The 20,738-nt window shown below is 35.7% G+C and carries 15 protein-coding genes and 2 tRNA genes; 7 read left to right on the top strand and 10 right to left on the bottom strand.

Translation table 11 applies throughout. The annotated features are described in order from the left end of the window. The first annotated feature begins 24 nt into the window (after positions 1–24). Positions 25–2,961, top strand: coding sequence for a DNA polymerase III subunit alpha (locus IPK88_03335; protein MBK8242435.1), 2,937 nt, complete (start codon positions 25–27; stop codon positions 2,959–2,961). Between the two features lie 389 nt (positions 2,962–3,350). Beyond that, the gene (locus IPK88_03340; protein MBK8242436.1) at positions 3,351–3,743 is read left to right on the top strand and encodes a DUF559 domain-containing protein; all 393 of its coding nucleotides are present in this window, start codon (positions 3,351–3,353) and stop codon (positions 3,741–3,743) included. A 476-nt stretch (positions 3,744–4,219) separates the two neighbouring features. Here IPK88_03340 and IPK88_03345 read toward each other — a convergent pair whose 3' ends face one another. Beyond that, positions 4,220–5,965, bottom strand: a complete 1,746-nt coding sequence (locus IPK88_03345) for an outer membrane beta-barrel protein (GenBank protein ID MBK8242437.1) — start codon at positions 5,963–5,965, stop codon at positions 4,220–4,222. 811 nt (positions 5,966–6,776) lie between these two features. Here IPK88_03345 and arr point away from each other — a divergent pair. Continuing rightward, the gene (arr, locus tag IPK88_03350) at positions 6,777–7,205 is read left to right on the top strand and encodes an NAD(+)--rifampin ADP-ribosyltransferase (GenBank protein ID MBK8242438.1); all 429 of its coding nucleotides are present in this window, start codon (positions 6,777–6,779) and stop codon (positions 7,203–7,205) included. Here arr and IPK88_03355 read toward each other — a convergent pair. The 8 genes from IPK88_03355 to IPK88_03390 all read right to left on the bottom strand — a co-directional run bounded on the left by IPK88_03355 (position 7,161) and on the right by IPK88_03390 (position 13,538). Then, positions 7,161–7,406: a GIY-YIG nuclease family protein gene (locus tag IPK88_03355; GenBank protein ID MBK8242439.1), complete on the bottom strand. Its 246-nt coding sequence runs from the start codon at positions 7,404–7,406 to the stop codon at positions 7,161–7,163. The two genes, arr and IPK88_03355, sit on opposite strands and share 45 nt — an antisense overlap. Before the next feature lie 104 nt (positions 7,407–7,510). Next, positions 7,511–7,759 (bottom strand): GIY-YIG nuclease family protein, encoded by a 249-nt coding sequence (locus IPK88_03360; protein ID MBK8242440.1) that lies wholly within the window; start codon positions 7,757–7,759, stop codon positions 7,511–7,513. Positions 7,760–7,863: 104 nt separating this feature from the next. Continuing rightward, the gene (locus IPK88_03365; GenBank protein ID MBK8242441.1) at positions 7,864–8,112 is read right to left on the bottom strand and encodes a GIY-YIG nuclease family protein; all 249 of its coding nucleotides are present in this window, start codon (positions 8,110–8,112) and stop codon (positions 7,864–7,866) included. A gap of 33 nt (positions 8,113–8,145) precedes the next feature. Then, positions 8,146–8,230 (bottom strand) — tRNA-Ser (locus IPK88_03370). 59 nt (positions 8,231–8,289) lie between these two features. Beyond that, positions 8,290–9,255, bottom strand: a complete 966-nt coding sequence (locus tag IPK88_03375) for a DUF4249 family protein (GenBank protein ID MBK8242442.1) — start codon at positions 9,253–9,255, stop codon at positions 8,290–8,292. Continuing rightward, positions 9,255–11,903 carry a TonB-dependent receptor gene (locus tag IPK88_03380; GenBank protein MBK8242443.1) on the bottom strand — a complete coding sequence of 883 codons (2,649 nt, stop codon included), beginning with the start codon at positions 11,901–11,903 and terminating at the stop codon, positions 9,255–9,257. The genes IPK88_03375 and IPK88_03380 overlap by 1 nt, the downstream gene beginning before the upstream one ends. Before the next feature lie 35 nt (positions 11,904–11,938). Then, entirely contained in the window at positions 11,939–12,943 is a 1,005-nt protein-coding gene (locus tag IPK88_03385; protein MBK8242444.1) for a FecR domain-containing protein, read from the bottom strand. Positions 12,944–12,995: 52 nt separating this feature from the next. Next, positions 12,996–13,538, bottom strand: a complete 543-nt coding sequence (locus IPK88_03390; GenBank protein MBK8242445.1) for an RNA polymerase sigma-70 factor — start codon at positions 13,536–13,538, stop codon at positions 12,996–12,998. Between the two features lie 76 nt (positions 13,539–13,614). Here IPK88_03390 and IPK88_03395 point away from each other — a divergent pair, with 76 nt between their 5' ends. Then, on the top strand, positions 13,615–14,388 hold the full coding sequence (locus tag IPK88_03395; protein MBK8242446.1) for a phosphopeptide-binding protein: 774 nt from the start codon (positions 13,615–13,617) through the stop codon (positions 14,386–14,388). A 62-nt stretch (positions 14,389–14,450) separates the two neighbouring features. Beyond that, positions 14,451–14,526, top strand: a tRNA-His gene (locus tag IPK88_03400). 592 nt (positions 14,527–15,118) lie between these two features. Here the strand turns inward: IPK88_03400 and IPK88_03405 are convergent. Next, positions 15,119–17,947: a CRTAC1 family protein gene (locus tag IPK88_03405; protein MBK8242447.1), complete on the bottom strand. Its 2,829-nt coding sequence runs from the start codon at positions 17,945–17,947 to the stop codon at positions 15,119–15,121. Between the two features lie 58 nt (positions 17,948–18,005). Here IPK88_03405 and IPK88_03410 point away from each other — a divergent pair, with 58 nt between their 5' ends. Beyond that, complete coding sequence (locus IPK88_03410) at positions 18,006–18,824, top strand: class I SAM-dependent methyltransferase (GenBank protein ID MBK8242448.1); 819 nt, start codon at positions 18,006–18,008, stop codon at positions 18,822–18,824. 346 nt (positions 18,825–19,170) lie between these two features. Continuing rightward, the gene (locus IPK88_03415) at positions 19,171–20,439 is read left to right on the top strand and encodes an adenylosuccinate synthase (GenBank protein ID MBK8242449.1); all 1,269 of its coding nucleotides are present in this window, start codon (positions 19,171–19,173) and stop codon (positions 20,437–20,439) included. Positions 20,440–20,738 lie beyond the last annotated feature (299 nt).

The raw sequence follows: 20,738 nt of genomic DNA on the forward strand, positions 1-20,738 counted from the left end.
ATTACATTTGTCGAATAATTCGTCATGTATCTCAATTGCCATTCCTATTATTCACTCCGCTATGGGACCCTATCTCCAGAACAACTGGCAGCTGAAGCCCATCGCCTTGGTGTTCGGGAATTGGCCCTGACAGATATCAACAATACTTCTACCTACTACCAGTTTGCCGTGATATGCCAGAAATACGGGATTAAAGCAGTGTTTGGCATCGAATTTCGCAATGAAGACCAGCTGCTTTATATCGGCATAGCGAAAAACAATGAGGGCATTCGCGAACTAACGAGCCACCTGAGCAACTATTCTTTTTCAAAAGAACCGATGCCGCCTCATGCGCCCAAATGGGAACATTGTTATGTCATCTATCGGGACCTTGATCGACCCATCGACTCCTACCTGGACCATGAGTATCTGGGAATAAAACCCGCTGAATTACACACGCTCTACAACGGACCCTTAAAAAAACATCACAACAAATTGGTCGTCTTTGCTCCGGTGACCTTTCTAGATGAGGATGGATGGAAAGTCCACAAATTGCTTCGCTGCATAGACCGCAATACGATTATTGGCAAGCTGGATCCGCATTCCTGTGCGCCTAAAGACGAGGTCTTTTATACCCCTGAAGCTCTGGAACAAGCCTTTGAACCTTATCCTATTATTTTAGAAAACACGCATCGATTATTGGCGGATTGCCATACCGATATGCCTTCCCACGATGATAATAACCGCAGGACCTTTACCGGACAAAAAGAGAGTGATTATAAACTCCTTTCCAAACTGGCTTTCCAGGGTTGCCGGAGGCGATATGGGGATCATAACGAGAAGGCCAAAGAACGCGTAAAACGTGAATTGCAAGTGATTTATAGGATGCATTTTTCAGCTTACTTTTTAATTACCTGGGATATCGTCCGCTACGGTCAGAGTGCGGGATATTATCATGTCGGACGTGGTAGTGGAGCTAATAGTATAGTCGCTTTTTGCCTGTATATTACGGACGTCGATCCCCTGGAACTGGATCTCTATTTCGAACGGTTCATCAATCCACACAGGACCTCACCACCGGATTTTGATATTGATTTTTCATGGAGTGACCGGGATGATGTGACCGAATACATTTTCGAACGCTATGGTCGGGATTATACCGCATTACTCGCCACATACAATACCTTCAAGGGCAAATCCATTGTTCGCGAACTGGGTAAAGTATTCGGTCTCCCAAAAGCAGATATCGACATCATCGTAGATCAGGCATTAGCTACCGAAAAACACCACCCCTATGCAAAACACATCTTCCATTATGGCAAAAAAATGGAAGGCTTCCCGAATTACTTGTCTATCCATGCCGGCGGGGTCATCATTTCGGAACGACCGCTGAACTACCACACCGCCTTGTTGCAGATGCCCAAGGGATTTCCGGTCACCCATTTTGACATGTATGGAGCGGAAGATCTTCACTTTCATAAATACGATATTCTCAGCCAACGGGGTCTCGGACACATCAAAGACGCTGTTGATCTGGTCCGACGCAATCAGGGTAAGAGTGTCGAAATTCACAACATCGCGTCGATCAAGGAAAATGCGAAGGTCAAGGCACAACTTTTTTCAGGAAACTGTATCGGATGTTTTTATATAGAATCTCCGGCTATGCGCGGTCTCTTGACCAAGCTTCATTGTGATAATTATGTTCACTTAGTAGCTGCCAGTTCCATCATTCGACCCGGTGTCGCTAAATCGGGCATGATGCGCGAATACATAGAACGATTTCACGCTCCTGATAAAGTCAAGTATCTGCATCCTGTATTCAAGGACAACCTTCAGGAGACATTTGGTGTGATGGTCTATCAAGAGGATGTGATGAAAATCGTCCACCATTTTGCAGGATTGGATCTCGATGAATCTGATGTTTTGCGCCGCATCATGACCGGCAAAAAGAAATCCTCCGACACCTTTCGCAATCTCATGGAGAAGTATTTTCGGAATTGTAAGGAACGTGGTTATTCCGACGAACTAACGCACGAGGTTTGGCGCCAAATCGAGAGTTTTAGCGGTTATTCTTTCTGTAAAGCACACTCCGCATCTTATGCTGTAGAATCGTTTCAAAGCTTGTATTTGAAATCCCATTATCCACTCGAATTTATGGTGGCGGTGATCAATAATTTTGGTGGATTCTATAATACCGAACTCTATGTCCACGAGGCGCGAATGCAAGGAGCGCACATCGAAGCACCATGTATCAATAATAGCAACTATTTGACTGATCTCCAAGGTCATAACATCTGGATTGGATTCATTCACATCCAATCTCTCGAACAAGACCTCGGCAGACGAATCGTCCGAGAACGCGAACAACACGGTCTTTATACCGGCTTAGATGATTTCACTCAAAGGATCAAAATAGGCCGTGAACAACTGCACTTACTGGTCCGCATTGGTGCCTTTCGCTTTACGGGCAAGACCAAATGTGAACTCATGTGGGACAAGAATGTGGTACACGAACCCAGAACACACTGGTATGGTTCCAAACCCATGTTTGCTCATGAAGAAGACGTCTTTGTGCTCCCAACACTCGAAGAAGGTCGCTATGATCAGGCTTTTGACGAAATGGAGCTGTTAGGATTCCCCTTGTGTAGCCCCTTTGACTTATTGGCCCAACAACCGCAAGACCACAATCAGGCCAAAGACCTCCAGACCTCTATAGGACGCTCAGTAACGATGATAGGTTATTATGTCACCCGCAAACACGTCACCACGATTAAAGGCAGTCTGATGGCTTTCGGAACCTGGGTAGATTCCGCCGGCCACTTCTTTGACACCACACACTTTCCACCGAGTCTGGAACGAAGTCCTTTTCAGGGACGTGGATGCTATAAGATTGTAGGTAAGGTAACGGTTGATTTTGATTTTCCGAGTGTAGAGGTTTATAGTATGGTGAAGTTGCCTTTTATTAAGGATGAAAGGTATTAGGTAGGAAGGGTAATCGGGTAATCAGGTAATCAGGTAAGTGGATTTAAATAATAAATAAAAATGTATATGGAATATGTAAAAAGTTTTAGGGAAATGGAGGTCAAAGGGTATCCAAAAAAGTATTCATTTGAACAAACCCTATTTTTATGCATGAATTTATTTCAGACTTACAAGGGACTATCCGAAACGCTATTTACAAATTGAATGTTTTGATTTTTAGAATAAATTAGTTTATTGAGAAGATGGAGTTTGAGAAGTGGATAAAGAAATTATGAATAAAAGAGAAAACCCATCCCCGGCCCTTCCCTTGAAAAGGGAAGGGAGCTAGTTACATTAAAAATAAAAATTTAGTATTTTGATGAATATTTTCAAGTAAAAATATTAATACTATGAAACAAAATGATGCATTGTATTTTGCAAGAGAGCTTAGAAAAGATCAAACTACTTCAGAAATATTCCTTTGGAAATTGATTAGAAAAAAAAGATTACTTGGACTGCGTTTTCTAAGGCAATATCGAATTGAACATTCCAATATCATGAGCATAAAAAATTATTTTTTTGTTGATTTATATTGTCACGAACTAAAGTTGATTATTGAGGTGGATGGAGAAATTCACCTATTACAAAAAGAATATGATCAGGAAAGAGAAGACATATTAACCCAGATGGGATATAATGTATATAGAATTAAAAATGAGGAGATAAAATCTATTGATATTATGCAAACATTAGAAACTTATTGCAAAAAATTATTATTAGAAAAGAATAACGATACATTTTAAACTAGTCTTGAAAGTTCCATTAAATGAGTTTATGGTCAATTCTCAACTTAAAAATATCAGTATACACTCCCTTCCCTTTCCAAGGGAAGGGTCGGGGATGGGTTCCCGCATATTCACCAAATTCTCTCTCTTTGCAACATGATCCCACCCTCCATAATAAAATAACACTGAGCATTCAACTATTTCAAATCAATCAATTAATAGCATGATATTTTCCCAATGGTATTGTGTCATGCATTTGCAATATATGTTCAAATTCAGAGTGAATTCAATATCGATGATCGTTAATTCAATTCTTCCAAAGAAAAAATTAATTCAAACTAACCACAATAAAATTTAAAACTTAATTTCAGAATCCCTCTCAATTCTTTTTACAACTCTAATCAAATCATCTTTCAACCGGATTACCTTTCATCAAACCGTTCACCATTTAAACCGATCACCCTCCAAACCGATTACCATCCAAAACAGCTCACCTAAAAACTCACTCCCATATGTAACATCAACTCAGTTCTGACATTTCTATACTTACCATTCCATCTGAAAATTTGTTGGTCTGCATCCATTTCCAATCTCCTGCCTTCAAGGCGTACATAGGATTTATTGTAAGGTCTAAATTCAAGTCCGGCGGTAATTCCCCATACAGAATATCCCGTTAGATGCCCTTTAGTATCCATAATTTGAGCTGAAAGAATCGCGTTAGGATCATTAAAATATTCCAGTCTTCCGTATGCTCCAAACTTAGAATGAATAGCATAATACGCACTTGCAACACCAGTAAATAAATTTGCTCCACGTGATACATTGTTCAAATCAGCGTGTTGTTGGATTGCGTAATCAGCTCCTATTTGTAACTTAAGTTTTTTAAGTTGATAATTAAAATAAATATTCTGATAAAATCGGAGATGCGATATACTCATTGAATCTTTAACCGTATCATCACCAAGATAGTTTGTATAACCGACACTTCCTTTTTCATTCAATATATAATTGCATGCAAATCCTACGGATTTTTTTTCATTGAAATCTTCAAAACCATTATATGCATTCAACAGATAAATATTCAATGTCAACTTATTGGTAGGTGTATAATTCAATCGGACACCACTGACATGTGATGGTTCGTGCCAGGCATAAATAGATTCTGAACTACAAATATTTTCTCTCGGTAATAAACCTTCTGTTCCAATATATGATCTAAAAAATCCCGCATCCATCCATAATAATTTATGAAGTCGAATTCCAATATTCGCTTCCATGACTTGATTAAAAGTATTCGACCAAGTCGTTTTAGCATAATCACCAATATGAAAAACGAAAGTTCCCCGTATTTTTTTTATTTCATATTGCAAATTGATTTGAAGGGTATTCAATCCTATAGCATTGTTTCTTGGAGAAATTCCAGGAAACTGTTGATAGGTATTGTCGCCCACAGAATCTGTATAGTGAGCATAATAGATATCGCAATACAAACCAAGCCATTTTGGTAACATATCTTGTGTTGTATTATTATTATTTAATTGAGCTGCACTTAGTTCATTGATTTCAGGGTTTGATGATGTATCCATTTTTTGTTGATTCATCATATTCCAATCTAATCCAAAAGTAGGTAATAAGTTATGAGTAGGCTTTCCAAATTCTATAGGGATAATGAGTTCTTGAATGGCTTGATGAGGTATTGTAGTGTAAACTCTTAAATAGGAAGAATCGATTTTATCCGCATATTTTGGCAATGAAACAACTAGCGTTTTGCCCGTTTTTCTATATGGAAGAATAGTATTATTCCATAATATAAATAGCTCTTCTGACCGCGGGTCCACGGATATATAGAACCTTCGATCAACATACTTTTCAAGTATGATCTGAATTGAATCATTACTCACTGATGTATCTATTGGTTTCTTAATTTCATTACTATTTGCAAAAAACATAAGAGATATTGGATTATCCTTCGTATCGATGTCTACATAAAAAATACTTTTAGATGTCTCCAATGGCCTAACCCAAATATGTTTTGAAGAATCTTGTTTAACTTCCAATCCAATGGAAACATTTAATAAAAAAGGTTCTCTAATATAATTTGGCAATTGAATTTCTGTCCAACCCATTTTTAATAGTATCGGCTCATAAAATAAGCTAGTTGTATTGCCTTGTGAAATGACTTTATGATCAATGCAAATCATCATCATCAACAAGATCAAACATTTATTGAATGTACCCACACTATAATATTAAAAGTAAAAAATAACTGGGTGCTAATATAGTAATCTTTTATGAAATACTTCTATAGATTATTCTCATATGTATTACAATGATTTTCAATCAAATTTATACTTTTTACTTTGCAGAATGCTCAATTATTTTTCATCAATTATTCAACGATAAGATGATATTTGACTTTCTCGGTTATAAATTGCGATGATGAACAAAAATTATTTATTCTAATATGAGCTGCGAAATTTCAAATAAAATGAAAAAAGAAATGTGCTAGCCGTTTTTGATATGATATGAGATGAGGTAGAATAAATTTGAAAATCGCTATCAAAATAAAATCATATGAGATTTATTCTGCGAATAACTGATTTCTAATTTTGGAACATTAACAATACAACAAAAATTAAAAGATCCAACAAAAACTATAATTCAAAAACGGCATTAATGGGAATGATAAATAATACAAATAAATCCGCCAATGTAAATGAAATAGATACTCATGATCTGATTTAATATGCATTTAAAAAAATAATTATATCGTACAGGATCTCATTGCAACTGACTAGAGTCTCTTTGAAAAAATAATTATAGATTATAATTCAAAATTTTTAAAAAAAGTATAACTTTGATGTCATCACTAAAACAAGCTTTCAAAAATTGAATCTAAATTTAATCAGAGACTTCAAAAAATTTGCGCTGCTAAACTTAATTTGAAATATTCAATTGATTAAAATAAAAATAAATTTGTTGTTTGAATTCAGGAATCAACAAAACACAAAAAGTCAAAACATCAAAATATTGAAATAAAAAAACAACCGAATGAACAAATCGAACGATTCTACTCCAAGTCCATTTGCTCAAACCTTCTTCCACGGTACAAAGGCTGACCTTAAGATTGGAGATGCTATTGAAATTGGTATTAACTCGAATTATGGGCAACAGCATATTGCGAAATACATTTATCTCACTGCCACTCTGGATGCAGCCATTTGGGGCGCTGAATTAGCTTTAGGTGAAGGTCGTGAAAGAATATATTTAGTTGAGCCCAACGGTCCAATTGAAGATGATCCCAATTTGACCGACAAAAAATTCCCTGGTAATCCAACAAAATCCTACCGCTCAAAATATCCATTTAAGATAGTTGGAGAAGTTACTCTTTGGAAAGGTCACGCTCCGGAAAAAGTCAAAGCTATGCAAGAAGCATTAGCAAAACTTAAAGAACAAGGAATTGAGGCTATAGAGTACTAGCTCAATCTTAATCTCAAGTTGATAGGCTTCAGATCTAGTTTCCTTTTCAAGACTAAGCACAAGATTCCACGGAATATACTTGCTTGTATATTTTTCTTTTCCCGAATTATGACAATCGAGTCTTTCAGTAACGTCTTGTGTACTGCCGATATAATATTTATCTTGAACTTCAGAATAGAGTATGGACACATTGTATGACATATGTACTCATTATAGGGGTCATTCTTAAAGAAGTGGAGGAAGAGGGATGCCGACGCTTCGGTCGGCATGCAGACCACTCGGAGAGTGCGTCTGCATTCGAATTATTATTTATATTTTTCAATAAATTTTAAAAGCTTTTCTCTGTTAAGATTTTTTATCTTAATCTCAAGTTGATAGGCTTCAGATCTAGTTTCCTTTTCAAGACTAAGCACAAGATTCCACGAAATATACTTGCTTGTATATTTTTCTTTTCCCGAATTATGGCGAACGAGTCTTTCAGTAACGTCTTGTGTACTGCCGATATAATATTTATCTTGAACTTCAGAATAGAGTATGTACACATTGTATGACATATGTACTCATTATAGGGGTCATTCTTAAAGAAGCGGAGGAAGAGGGATGCCGACGCTTCGGTCGGCATGCAGACCACTCGGAGAGTGCGTCTGCATTCGAATTATTATTTATATTTTTCAATAAATTTTAAAAGCTTTTCTCTGTTAAGATTTTTTATCTTAATCTCAAGATGATAGGCTTCAGATCTAGTTTCCTTTTCAAGACTAAGCACAAGATTCCACGGAATATACTTGCTTGTATATTTTTCTTTTCCCGAATTATGGCGAACGAGTCTTTCAGTAACGTCTTGTGTACTGCCGATATAATATTTATCTTGAACTTCAGAATAGAGTATGTACACATTGTATGACATATGTACTCATTATAGGGGTCATTCTTAAAGAAGCGGAGGAAGAGGGATTCGAACCCCCGGACCTGTTACAGTCAACGGTTTTCAAGACCGCCGCGTTCGACCGCTCTGCCATTCCTCCGAGTGGGCGCAAAGATAGACAACCACAGCAATTTCTACAAAAAACTATTAAAATAATTATTATTGAATCAATTTAGTACTAAATGTACTCCTGTAGGAGGCAAAAATGCCTTGCCCACCAATGATATTAGTATAAGTTCGTATGGGTTCCAAAACAGGAAAACCCGATTGACTTGACGACAATTGTAGCGCTACAGACTTGTGAAACTTATAATATTCTTCAGAAACCGTCCTTAGTTCTATCTGTAATTCCTTAAATCGTTCCTTATTCCTACTAATCGGCCCTGTGGTTTTAACCAATAAATCCAAATTCATGTTGTTTTCCATTAAGAGGGCATCTGTTAATAGGAGGCCCGGTTCATGACTCAAGATCGTAACTCCCTTGAGGCTTCTGCTGTCAGCAGGTGTTATTTCTACATTAGAAAGGCCCTCAGACTTATATCCACCCTGTCCGTCATAATTCCAGTCTACTTTTTTAATAACCAAATGGTAATAATGAAATGTCTGTGTTTGATCCGGCCAATGCATTTGTAGTTTTACGCTTTGGACTGCATTATCAATAAAACTGGTCTCAGTATAATCAATACTACATGAAATCGAATCTTTTGGAATACCGACCTTAGAACTTAATTCTTGTCCTGAATTAAATATTACTTTAATTTCACTTTCGTCAGAAGTTGCATTCCAATTAGACAATTGATAAACAGGATTTAATTGATTTGGAAAATATTTAGGTTCAATGAGATATTCATTACTGCCGTTTGTAAAATAAATTTTGGCAGTATCCTTGAGTTGGTAATCAGCTTCCCCGACTGGCTGGCCAACTTTGGACACATAAAAAAGTATAGGTTTTGATGGAACTACATAAGCAGATACTTGATACAATACATTCTGATCGCCAATATCTATGTTATATGGACTCCTGCATTGCATACAAGTCAATAAAAAGACTACATAAAATAATTTGCTAAACCTCATAACATCGGGTATTCTTGTAAACGTATATTGAAATCGATATTTGTCCATTAGTTCCATTTGATACGATAACTTAATGAAGGTAGAAATGGCATCAGGCTAACCTGGTTAAATATATCCTGTGTTGGATTCTTAGGATCTGATGCCAATTCAATAAAAACAGGATTTCTTCGATTTAAAATATTATAAATTCCAAAACTGATTTCCTGAATGTTCTTTGTGTTGCGTATAGTATAATTTAAACCCAAATCCAATCTCATATAATTTGGTAAGCGCAATCCATTGATTTCATCATTGACAAATACTATGGTTTTAGTTGCATCTAAATCCCTAGATATGTACTCATATTTTCCAATAGGTAAACTGATCGGACTTCCGGAACTATATTCAAACAACGATGATATAACTAAATGTGGCATTACATTCCAATACAGACTTATATTAAGTTGATGTGGTCGGTCAAACAAATAATCAAACGTCTGCCCATTGTTGATTTCTGCAAAATGTCTGGTAGAATGAGATCTTGTATAATTTAATCGATACTTCAGGGATTCCATTTTACCTTCAACACTTGCTTCAAATCCCTTTGAATGTCCTTTACCCAATACAACCTGGTCTTGCCAGGTATTCAAACTTCCTAAATCAAAACTCGCCCCTTCTTTGATATGAATTAATCCTTTTAATGCCTTATCGTAGGCTTCAAAACGCCATTGATGTTTGAGAACGTTGAGATTCATAAATAGAGTAAAAGACTCCATATGTTGGGGCTTGAATTGTTGTGTTGAAGGAATCCATAAATCCGTTGGTAAACCAATAGAATTTGAATTCAACAGATGCAAAGATTGTATTTGTTGATCCCAAGCTCCTCCAATAACCACATTGTTCCACGCTTTAGATTGAATGGCAATTCTTGGAAAAATGGAGCCTTGATTGATGTGATCATAAGTAAATACTGCAGATCTAAATCCTGCTGTCAATTCCAATATTTTTCTAATCGTATATTGATCTTCAATATAAAAATTATATTCCTGATTTTTTTTACGATTAACGGTGCCAATGCTGTCATTTGGTTCAGGAATAAATTGAATTAAATCTGTATTTAAAAAATTCTTTTGGTTGTAACTATATATTGTTGGTTTAAAAATCTGGTCAGATAATTTTATTCCCATTATTATTCGATGATGCGTACTGAGTGAATAATCCAATCTCCATAATAATCCTTTTTCTAATATGTTTGAATAAAATGATCTACCCAGTAATGCTGAATCATTTCGAACATTAGACACTTGCGAAACATACGAATTATATTGTTCGGATGTACTTTGAAATTTACTACTATAAACAACCACATTTGAGAATAAATTCTTGGCTAGTTGTACATTATAACGAGCAGAAAGTAATTCGTTACGCCAGCTCAAATGATAAAATTTCTTGTAAGTCGTTGCTTCCTGATCTTGAATATCAAATAATAATTCTTCATCAGTGAATAAATCCTTCCCTTGATAATAACTTAAATAAAATCGCTGTTTATTCGAAATTTTTAAATTTATTTTTGCATTCAAATCATAAAAATAATAATTTGAATATCCTTCTTTTCCTTCTTTATCTTTAAAAAATTTAGTCGTTTCTTTAATAAATGGATCAAGGATGGTTCTTCGACCTGCTACTAATATCGAAAGTTTATTTTTAATAATTGGTCCTTCTATTAATGCGTTCGCATTAAGTAATCCAATGCTAATATCAGAAGACCATTGATTCAAATTACCATCCTTAGTATGAACATCTATAATACTAGATAACCTGCCATTATACGCTGCTGGAATATTTGATTTGAAAAAACGAATATTACGAATAGCATCTGCATTAAATATACTCATCAGCCCCAGACCGTGACTCGGATAATAGACCGGAACATCATCTAATAAAAAAAGATTCTGATCATAGCTTCCTCCTCTGCAATTCAATCCACCGAAACCATCGGCTCCACTGGTTATTCCTGGTTCCAACATTAAGCCTCTAACGATATCTTGTTGGCCTAGCACCTTGGGGTTATTTTTTAAATCTGTTAGATTAATGTCAGGATGTTCATTCAGATTATTTGCATGTGGGGTTTTCTGAGTTACTACTACTTCAGGAAGTGAAATAGCGGGCGACAAAAAAATATTTCTTGTTGTGTTTTGATTCTTTAATATGATTCTTTGTTTCCATTTGGCATAGCCTAAATAATAACATTCCAATTGCACTATTTCATTCGTAGTATTGATACTATAAAATCCATAATCATTAGTTTCAATATGCTTTCCAGATAATTGATCATAAACGATAGCACCAATTAAAAATTCACCAGTAATACTATCAGAAATTCGACCTGATAAATAATATTTAGGATTGCTTTCCTTTTTTCCTTTAATAACTATTTGTTGGTCTTCCAGAATTTTATACTTCAATTTAGTCGGAGCTAATAATTCTTCTAAGATTTCCTTGAAGGTACTCGATTGGTTTATCGGGGCTGCCTTAAATCCTGAAACCAAAGTATGGTCAAATGAAATATTAATTTGTGATACCTTACTGAGTTGAATTAATGTTTGATCGAGGGATTGAGCATCAGATTTAAAGTATATATTATGTGTAAATTGTTCTTGTGCAGAACAATAATAAAAAATGAACAAGAAGCAACATGTTGTGAATCGTTTCTTCAAAAAAGCTTGATTTTACAAGCGGTGAAGTTACAAATTTACTGGCATACACCATCTAGAATAATGGTATCCGTCTGACTAGGTATTACTTTAAGATTTAAACTTTCAGTTAGAATTTCTACTATTCTTTTGACATCTTGATTTTTGCTAAGATCCATAGGTGAAGTAAATCGAAGGCCTTCTAGACATGGTTGTTCTAGATGAATAGGCACTTTAAAATACTTACTTAGGTCGCTAACAACTGTTCCAAGCTTCGCATTCACATATTCCAATGAGTGGGTAAACCAAACCAAATCATTCATATTCGACTTGTGCTGAATGAGAATTTGGTTGGTAGTATTATTCAAGATTAATTTATCACCAGCACTTAATATATGGACTGCATCCTTCGATTTAGTCTGGAATGAAACACGACCTTCTTCAACCAAAACTTCAATTCCTGAAGGATTTGTGGTTTCTTTTACATTAAAACGCGTACCCAGTACTTTAATTTCTCCGGATTCGGTGCTAATAATAAAAGGCTTCTCTGGATTCTTAGCAATAGCGAAAAATGCTTCTCCCTTTAATGCTACACGTCTTTCCCTACCAGGGAAAGATTCAGGATAGCTCAGCGAAGACTTCTCATTCAATGTTATTTGAGAGTTATCTGCTAATGTCAATTTCTTTATAATAGCATCTGTTTGAACCAATTGGTCATGTGTAACAACATTATCTGACATTACATACCAAATGGCTACAGATCCAAAAATAAACAAAATGGATGCTGCAATTCTTAAAAATGGATTTGAGAAAAGGCTTACTTTTTTGGCTTCTTTAGGAACTTGGTCTACTGTAGCAATTTTAGATTTGAACAATAATAGGGCTTTATCCACATCAACATTCAAGTCAGAGCCAAAATTGGCAGATTGATCCCAAATACGTTTTTGTTGTTCATATATGGTTCTATTCCTTGAATCTGCATCCAACCATGCATTAAATACCTCCACTTCCTGGGAGTTTAGCGCTCCTGAAAGTCTTTTGTGTATGTAATTTAATGCATTCATAAATATGTTTTACAAATATAGGACAACATAATCTATCCAACCCCCTACAATATTACTCTTTTTTTATTTGATTTCTTAAATATTTAAGTGCTTTTGATATTTGATTTTCAACAGTTTTAATTGAAATTCCCAATTCTTTGGCAATCATAGCATAGGTCATCTCTTCAAATCGGCTCATTGAAAAGACAATTCTGCATTTCTCTGGTAAGTTTTCAATGGTTTTATACACCTGAGCAAGTTGGAGATCATAATCAGACTCCTCATCATATTCGTCTTGATTTATAAAATCTATTTCATTGACTGAATCCAGATCATTGAAGCTTAGTTTCTTTAATTTAATGAAGTTTAATGCCCGATTGTATGCTGCTCTGTTCAAATAAGAGCCAATGGACTGTTGAATTGCAATTTGATCTCTTTTGGACCAAAAATCCATGAATAGTTCTTGTGTTAAATCCTCGGCTATTTGCTGATCCATTAACATTCTATGAATTTTAATAACTATGGACTTATAATATTTATGAAACAATTGATTGATTCCCTCTTCCTTACCATCCTTAATTAAGTTAAAAATGTGCTCATCAGAGAGTAATTCCACAGATAGTAAATATTAAAATGAAAAGATGTCACAAATTTGCATAATTTTATGGAAAATATATATAAAAATTTAAAATATGAAAAAATTATTGTGTTTAAGCTTGTTTATGAGCACATTATTCTTCTTTTCTTGCAAACAAAACAGCCCTTCTCAAAAAACCAATGATCCATCTCATAGTGAGGTAGTCATGACCCCTTTCGCACCTTCACATGAATTTCCCGATGTTAGTTTAAGTTCAATGACCTATCTGAATGGAACATTCGAATTTGGGATTAGTGGTAATTATCAATTGGGAATGCAAACGCCTGACGCACCGCAAAAGATGTGCGCGAATTCAGATAAAGGTCAACATATTCACCTTATCGTCGATAATAAACCTTATGAGGCAAAATACACGCCTTCATTTGACTTTCCAATCGACAGTGGGGAGCATTATATACTAGCTTTTCTTTCCAGATCTTACCATGAAAGTATTAAAACCAAAGCAGCAAGTGCATTGGTATTGGCTAATATTGCCCAGAATACGTTTACCAAGGTGAGTCCTGTTACCCAACCCATGATCTTTTACAGCCGTCCAAAAGGAATTTATATAGGTGCTGACACTAAAAAAATCATGTTGGATTTTTATTTAGCGAATTGTACCCTTGGACCAAATTATAAGGTAAAAGCTGATATTAACGGAAAAGAATTTACGATCGATACGTGGCAACCTTACTATTTAGAAGGGCTTCCAATGGGTGAAAACACCATTAAACTGAGTCTAATCGACTCTTTAGGTGCTTTGGTGAATGTTCCTCTAAATCCTGTCGAACGAAAATTTACACTTCAATCCGAACCACAACAACAATAAAATTATTTTTTATATATTTGCGCTCCCATTCGGCATACTTCATGCCGATTAGTGGGTAACATGGTGGTTGTAGCTCAGTTGGTTAGAGCATCGGTTTGTGGTACCGAGGGTCGCCGGTTCGAGCCCGGTCTACCACCCTTAAAGAGGTCTTGGATAATTGTTCAAGGCCTCTTTGTTTTTTTAGTATATTTTGAAATTTATCAATTGTCTACTTTATTCTGATACAAGTAGCTTCAGAATTCTTTGTCTTATTCACAAATTTATAATCATCCTTTGGGCAAATTCGCAATTTAAACTCCAGAAAAAATATATAATAATAAGTAGCCATAGAAATTTGAGCCGGCCTTAAGGGATAAGCCGTGAAAAAATGATGGAATGAAACCGTTAAAAATTCAAAACTGTATGAGCTCAAAACTATGCAAATTAAGAAAACTGGAAAGCGATCTGAGCAAGTGTGAATCCATGCAAAAGATAAAAGGTCAATGGCGAGTTTTTTGAATTTAGGTTTTATGAAATCATTTTAGGCTTAGACCTTACAGCCCTGCCTGCGTGGCTAGTCAGGCAGGCTAGAATTTTTGGTTCTTTTTTTTCATGAAAAAAGAACAAAAAGTTGTTATTTAAAATGAAAAATAATATTTAAAAGAATGTCAAATAACTAAAATAACTTTTCAGCGGCCTGTCAATTTTGGTCAGGGCAAGGAGATATGATATTGCAGATTATCTATTCTTGTTAATTTAATATCACTTTTTGATAATTTGTACTGCCGAATTCATCAACCGTAACGATAAAATAAATACCCTGTACCCATAGGTCTATTGGGATCACATAAGTACTTAATTCCTTTTTCGAATCATATAATATGTGCCCTTGTACGTTCACAATTTGAACTTGAGTCATAACTCCAGAATGACATGAAATGATAAGTTCTTCTTTATTCTGCTGTACCCGAATTTTATTTGTTTGATGTTTTAAATCCTCATTATTTACGGGACTTATGACCACTGGAACTGCAATACGATCACTGGTACAAATTTCATCAAGAGGCCTAATGACCCAATCAAAAAATGCATAATAATAGGCATCACTCACACTGGAAGTTAGAATACGGCATTTATCCTGAATAAAAAAAGGATAGTAAAAACCAATGTTGCTTCGCTCCAATCTTGGACTAGAGGTTCCTAATGCTGTTTTATTGTTGTCCTCATTGGTTGAAATACTATACAATCCTTTAGATTGTGGTACACTAAATCCTAAAAAGATTTGATTCTTTCCTATAACTAAATCATGTGTGGATGATAATAATACTTTCTTATTTCCATCTCTCAATTCTATAATTCTTATTCCTGCGCGATCCGTAAAAACGGTAACAGAATCTAAAATAAAATCTTGATAAGCATTAAAGAACATTTCAGGATTTAAAAAAGAAGCATGATAGGCTCCTGACTCAAATACAGGCTTTGACATTCCTCCATGAATGCCCTGGTATTGGGTACTTGTAAAACCTTCAACCCAATATTGCCGCGAAGCTTTTAATTCCGGACTTTCAAAATTTTTACCTACAAATAGGGGTGTATGGTCCGATTCATTTTCATACCAATTCAGCTCCTCCCGATCTCCTTTTAATAGTGCTTTTCCCGGACCAAATAAGGTATCGACTTGAACCTTAGGAGTCGCTAATGGATCTATTTTAGTCAGATGAAGTGTATCGGTATTGAATTCCTGACAAAGTCCCTGAACGGTGGCAAAATATATTCCGGACTGATCTATTTTTTGAACGGTATTCGTATCGCCATTCCACCACTTAATATGCTTGTATCCTACGACACTTAAGGGCAAATAAACACCATCACAAATTAATTTTTCATATTGATAATTAAGTCTAGGAGTCTCAATGGGATCTATGATTAATCCAATAGGTTTAGATTGAACCAGGCAATGATTGGAATCTCTTGCTTGATAAAAATAAATGCCGGGTTGTTTAATGTTTATTGCTTCTTTGGTCTCTTTCGTATTCCATACCCACTGAGTTAATCCGGAAGAACATTGGAGCTTACTTTCTTCCCCTTTGCATTTAACAATATCAAAGTTTGGATTGATTTCTGTCTGAGATGTGCAACATCCATTTTCTTCAATTAAATAGGGTCGATCTGCTACTAAATGATAATACACATCTTTAATTCCGCTTGGCCAAATAACCAGCAAACTATCAATGTTCGTATGATCTTTGAGTCCTAGATACATATTCAAGCTATTTTGAATTCCAAAGGATTCGCCGCCTTGTAATTCCCGAACGAACTTCTGCCCACCCAGATAATAATAGACCATACAACCAATCCCGTTTAAATTGGATATGGTACCTTTGAAACTCAAACTTACCCAATGGTTCTGACCTCCCGGGTGCAACCAAAGTTGGTCTTTTTGATTGGTGGGGTAATTCAATAAATCAGCGTATGAGGCATAAATATCGAGATAACCATCCTTGTTTATATCACCTACTGCAAAGGAAGAAAATGGTTTGGCGCCGAAATTCGTATAGGTTTTAGTGAAATGCCCTAAGCCGTCATTCAGCCATAATTCTACCTGTGTCCCTGCAATCAATAAATCTAAATCACTATCGTTGTCCCAATCTTTTAAAGCTCCTTCCAATGGTGTACCCTGATAATTCAGACCTGATGAAACGGTGACATCATCAAATAATCCGTTTGATTTTTGGATATAAATTTTATTCGGAGAATAGTGATTTAAAACAATCAAATCCAGAGTGCCATCTCCATTTATATCTCCATTTAAACTTGTCCAACTTTGATCATTGCAAGCTATTCCATAGGCTTCACCCTGTTCTGTAAAAACACCATGATCGTTGCGATAGTATAAATTAATCCTTCTTTTGTCTGATGGATTATCTACACCGGCTCTACACTTAGAAATATAAAGATCGCCATCACCGTCCTGATCAAAGTCAGACCAAAGTATTCCATAATTACCTGCCTCCATACTTGATGGCGTTAAACCTAACTGAATCAAATTGGTATCCAATTCCAAAATCCCTTTTCGATTGATGTATACTTTTGATTTTGCATTATCATCACAAATGGTATAGTCCATCCACCCATCTCTATTGATATCATAAACAGTGGCGGATTGTGAAAAAAACAAGGATTGATCCAGACCCACTTTCTGAAATCCTTGCTGGTATTGGTAATAAACCTTTATGCCATCGTTACTCCCACCAAGTATGATATCCTGATAACCATTGCGGTCTAAATCAGCAATATTAACAGACCAGAGTACTGAATTGGATTCGGCATTTAGGTTATTCCAAAAATAGTGTCCTTGTCCGGAGTTTAATCCTATCCATAAGCGTTTTCCCTGGTCTAATACGATCAGATCATCCGTGTAATCCCCATTGATATCTGTTATAGAAATGGGTATTCCGGAAAAAAAAGTTTTTTGAAATATGGCTTCCTTAAATTCAAATTGACTAAACCCGGATACACCGACACTAATGAAAAAAATACTTACAAAAAATTTTATTTGAAATATAGTGTTGTTCTTCATATACATGATATAGTAATAATTTACAAATATAATTTATTTTAATATATTCGCCTTCTCAATGAGGCATTTAAATCAATTATTAGAAAAAATCTGGATTTTCGCCCGCTATTATTGGCGTGCTGAAACGATTTACCGAATTCACAGTCCCTATATTTATGATTTAATCCAATCCGTTTTTGATCAGGATAGCAGTTACTATGATTTTAGAACCATACACCAGGCTTATCACCAGACGATTACTTCAAATGATGTGATCCCATCCAATCCGTTTGGTGAGGAGCGACAACAAACAGGACAAAATTTAGGAAAGTTTGCTAAAAATGCCTTATCACCCCTACCCAGACTTTTTGAATTGTATCGGCTCGTCTATTACATAAAGCCTAAACGCATGCTGGAATTGGGTTCATGCCTAGGGGTCAGTACTTTAACGATGGGAATTGTAGATCGCAAGGCTTCTTTAACCGGAGTGGAAGGCAACCCATATTTTGCAAAAAACACATTACAATTATTACAAAGTCATAAACTGAAATACGCTACTATAAAACATGCTAGATTCAATGAATTCTTAGAAGATCACAAAAATGAGCGGTATGATTTCATATTCTTGGATGGTGATCATTCATTTGAATCAACCTGTCTATATGTCCAACAACTTTTAAAATTATTAAACCCCAAGGGTATCATTCTCATGGATGATATCCATTGGTCCAAGGACATGTATCGGGCATGGAATTTAGTTAAAAATTATTCTGGAGTTCGGTCCAGTCTAGAACTGATCAGATGGGGTATATTGTTTACTGATGAATCCTTGACCCCGGGGCCATTGACTTATATCCCTTATCCTTACAAATTTTGGCAAATAGGGTTGTTTAAATAACGAAAGCAGGTAATGCATTTTTTGGATTTAACATTTACAATCTTTTAGTTCAATCCAAGACAATATAACTAAGATTCAAACAGGATATATGTTTATTTTTATAATCCCATTTTATGCATTAGGGTTTCGTTATGAAAGGCAAAAGACCAATAAAGACAAGCGCTCCCGCAAGATTTTTTGACAAGCCATAGCCATCTCTATGGTGAAGGAGAAAAATCGAGGAAGTGATTGTATTTGAAGGTATTTTGACTTGGAATAGAAAGTCTAATGCATAAATTGGGATAAATGCTTAAGCTAAAGTCTAATCTTTTATTTACCTTCGCCCCTTACCAATCTCGCTCACATCATGCCTGTAGATGTAATACTCGGCCTCCAATGGGGGGATGAAGGAAAAGGAAAAATCGTAGATTATTTAGCTGATCAATATCAAGTAGTTTGTAGATTTCAGGGCGGGCCTAATGCTGGTCACACCCTTTACGTCGATGGGGTTAAGTATGTCCTACATACCATTCCTTCCGGTATATTCAGAAAAAATACCTTAAATGTCATCGGCAACGGTGTTGTTTTAGATCCTATAACCTTAGCCAAAGAAATCGATCAAATTCATGCTCAGGTTCCTGATTTGAAAGAACGATTGTTGGTCTCTTTGAAGACTCATTTAATATTACCCAGCCATAGATGGATAGATCTCGCTTCTGAAGCATCCAAAGGTAAAGAAAAAATTGGATCTACACTGAGGGGCATTGGACCTTGTTATATGGATAAAACAGGTCGGAATGGGCTTCGCGTAGGTGATATCCATCTTGCAGGTTTTGAAACCAAGTATCAACAATTAAAAGAAAAACATCTACAATTTATCCGACAATATCCGGCCGTAGAATTTGAAATAGAATCCTTGGAAAAACAATGGCTTGAAAGTATTGAAAAACTAAGATCCCTAAAAACCATCAATGCAGAATATTGGCTGGGCGATTTATTACAAAAAAATGTATCCATTCTTGCTGAAGGTGCTCAAGGGACCATGCTGGACGTAGATTTTGGAACTTATCCATTCGTTACTTCATCGAATACAATTACTGCGGGTGTAAGCACCGGATTAGGAGTTCCACCCAATTCCATTCGTAAAGTTATAGGTATAGCTAAGGCTTATTGTACGAGAGTTGGATCTGGACCGTTTCCTTCTGAATTGGATAATGAGATCGGAGAACGCTTACGTAAAGAAGGCGGTGAATTTGGAGCTACAACAGGTCGTGCGCGACGATGCGGATGGCTTGATTTAGTTCAATTAAAATACAGCATGATGGTCAATGGAGTGACGGATTTATGTCTAACCAAAATCGATGTACTCAATAACTTCGACCAAATATCTGTCTCCAATGGCTATCAATTAAAAGATGGAACTCATACAATTGAAGTACCTTTCGATATGAGAATGATTGACCGGGTAGATACCTTAGACTTCAAAGGATGGAATCAATCCTTAGCATCATTCCAACATTTTGATCAGTTGCCCACAGCCATTAAAACCTATTTAGCACATATAGAATCAGTCTGCCCGGCTCCAATTAGTTTTTTATCAACGGGCCCTGGGCGAGATGAATTATTGGTGAGATAAACATCGTCTTGTTTTTTTGTTATAAGCCTTTTTGGACTATTCCAAAGGATTCATTATTGATGTAGCTCCATACTTTTTGTTAATTCATCTGAGTTGGGTGTGTGTTTTGAATTATTTCCATTAAATATTATGTCATTTTAAGATTCAAGAAATTGTATGGACTTTTATTTGGTTCAACGTTTCTCATATTGTTACCTATTATTAATGATGGACAAGACAAACAGTATTAACAAATTGAAACTTTGTGGTTCTAAACCCGCCCGAACGAAAAGCCCGAAAACATTACCACCAATACTACT

This window comes from Candidatus Defluviibacterium haderslevense (assembly GCA_016712225.1).
GTDB classification, from domain to species: domain Bacteria; phylum Bacteroidota; class Bacteroidia; order Chitinophagales; family Saprospiraceae; genus Vicinibacter; species Vicinibacter haderslevensis.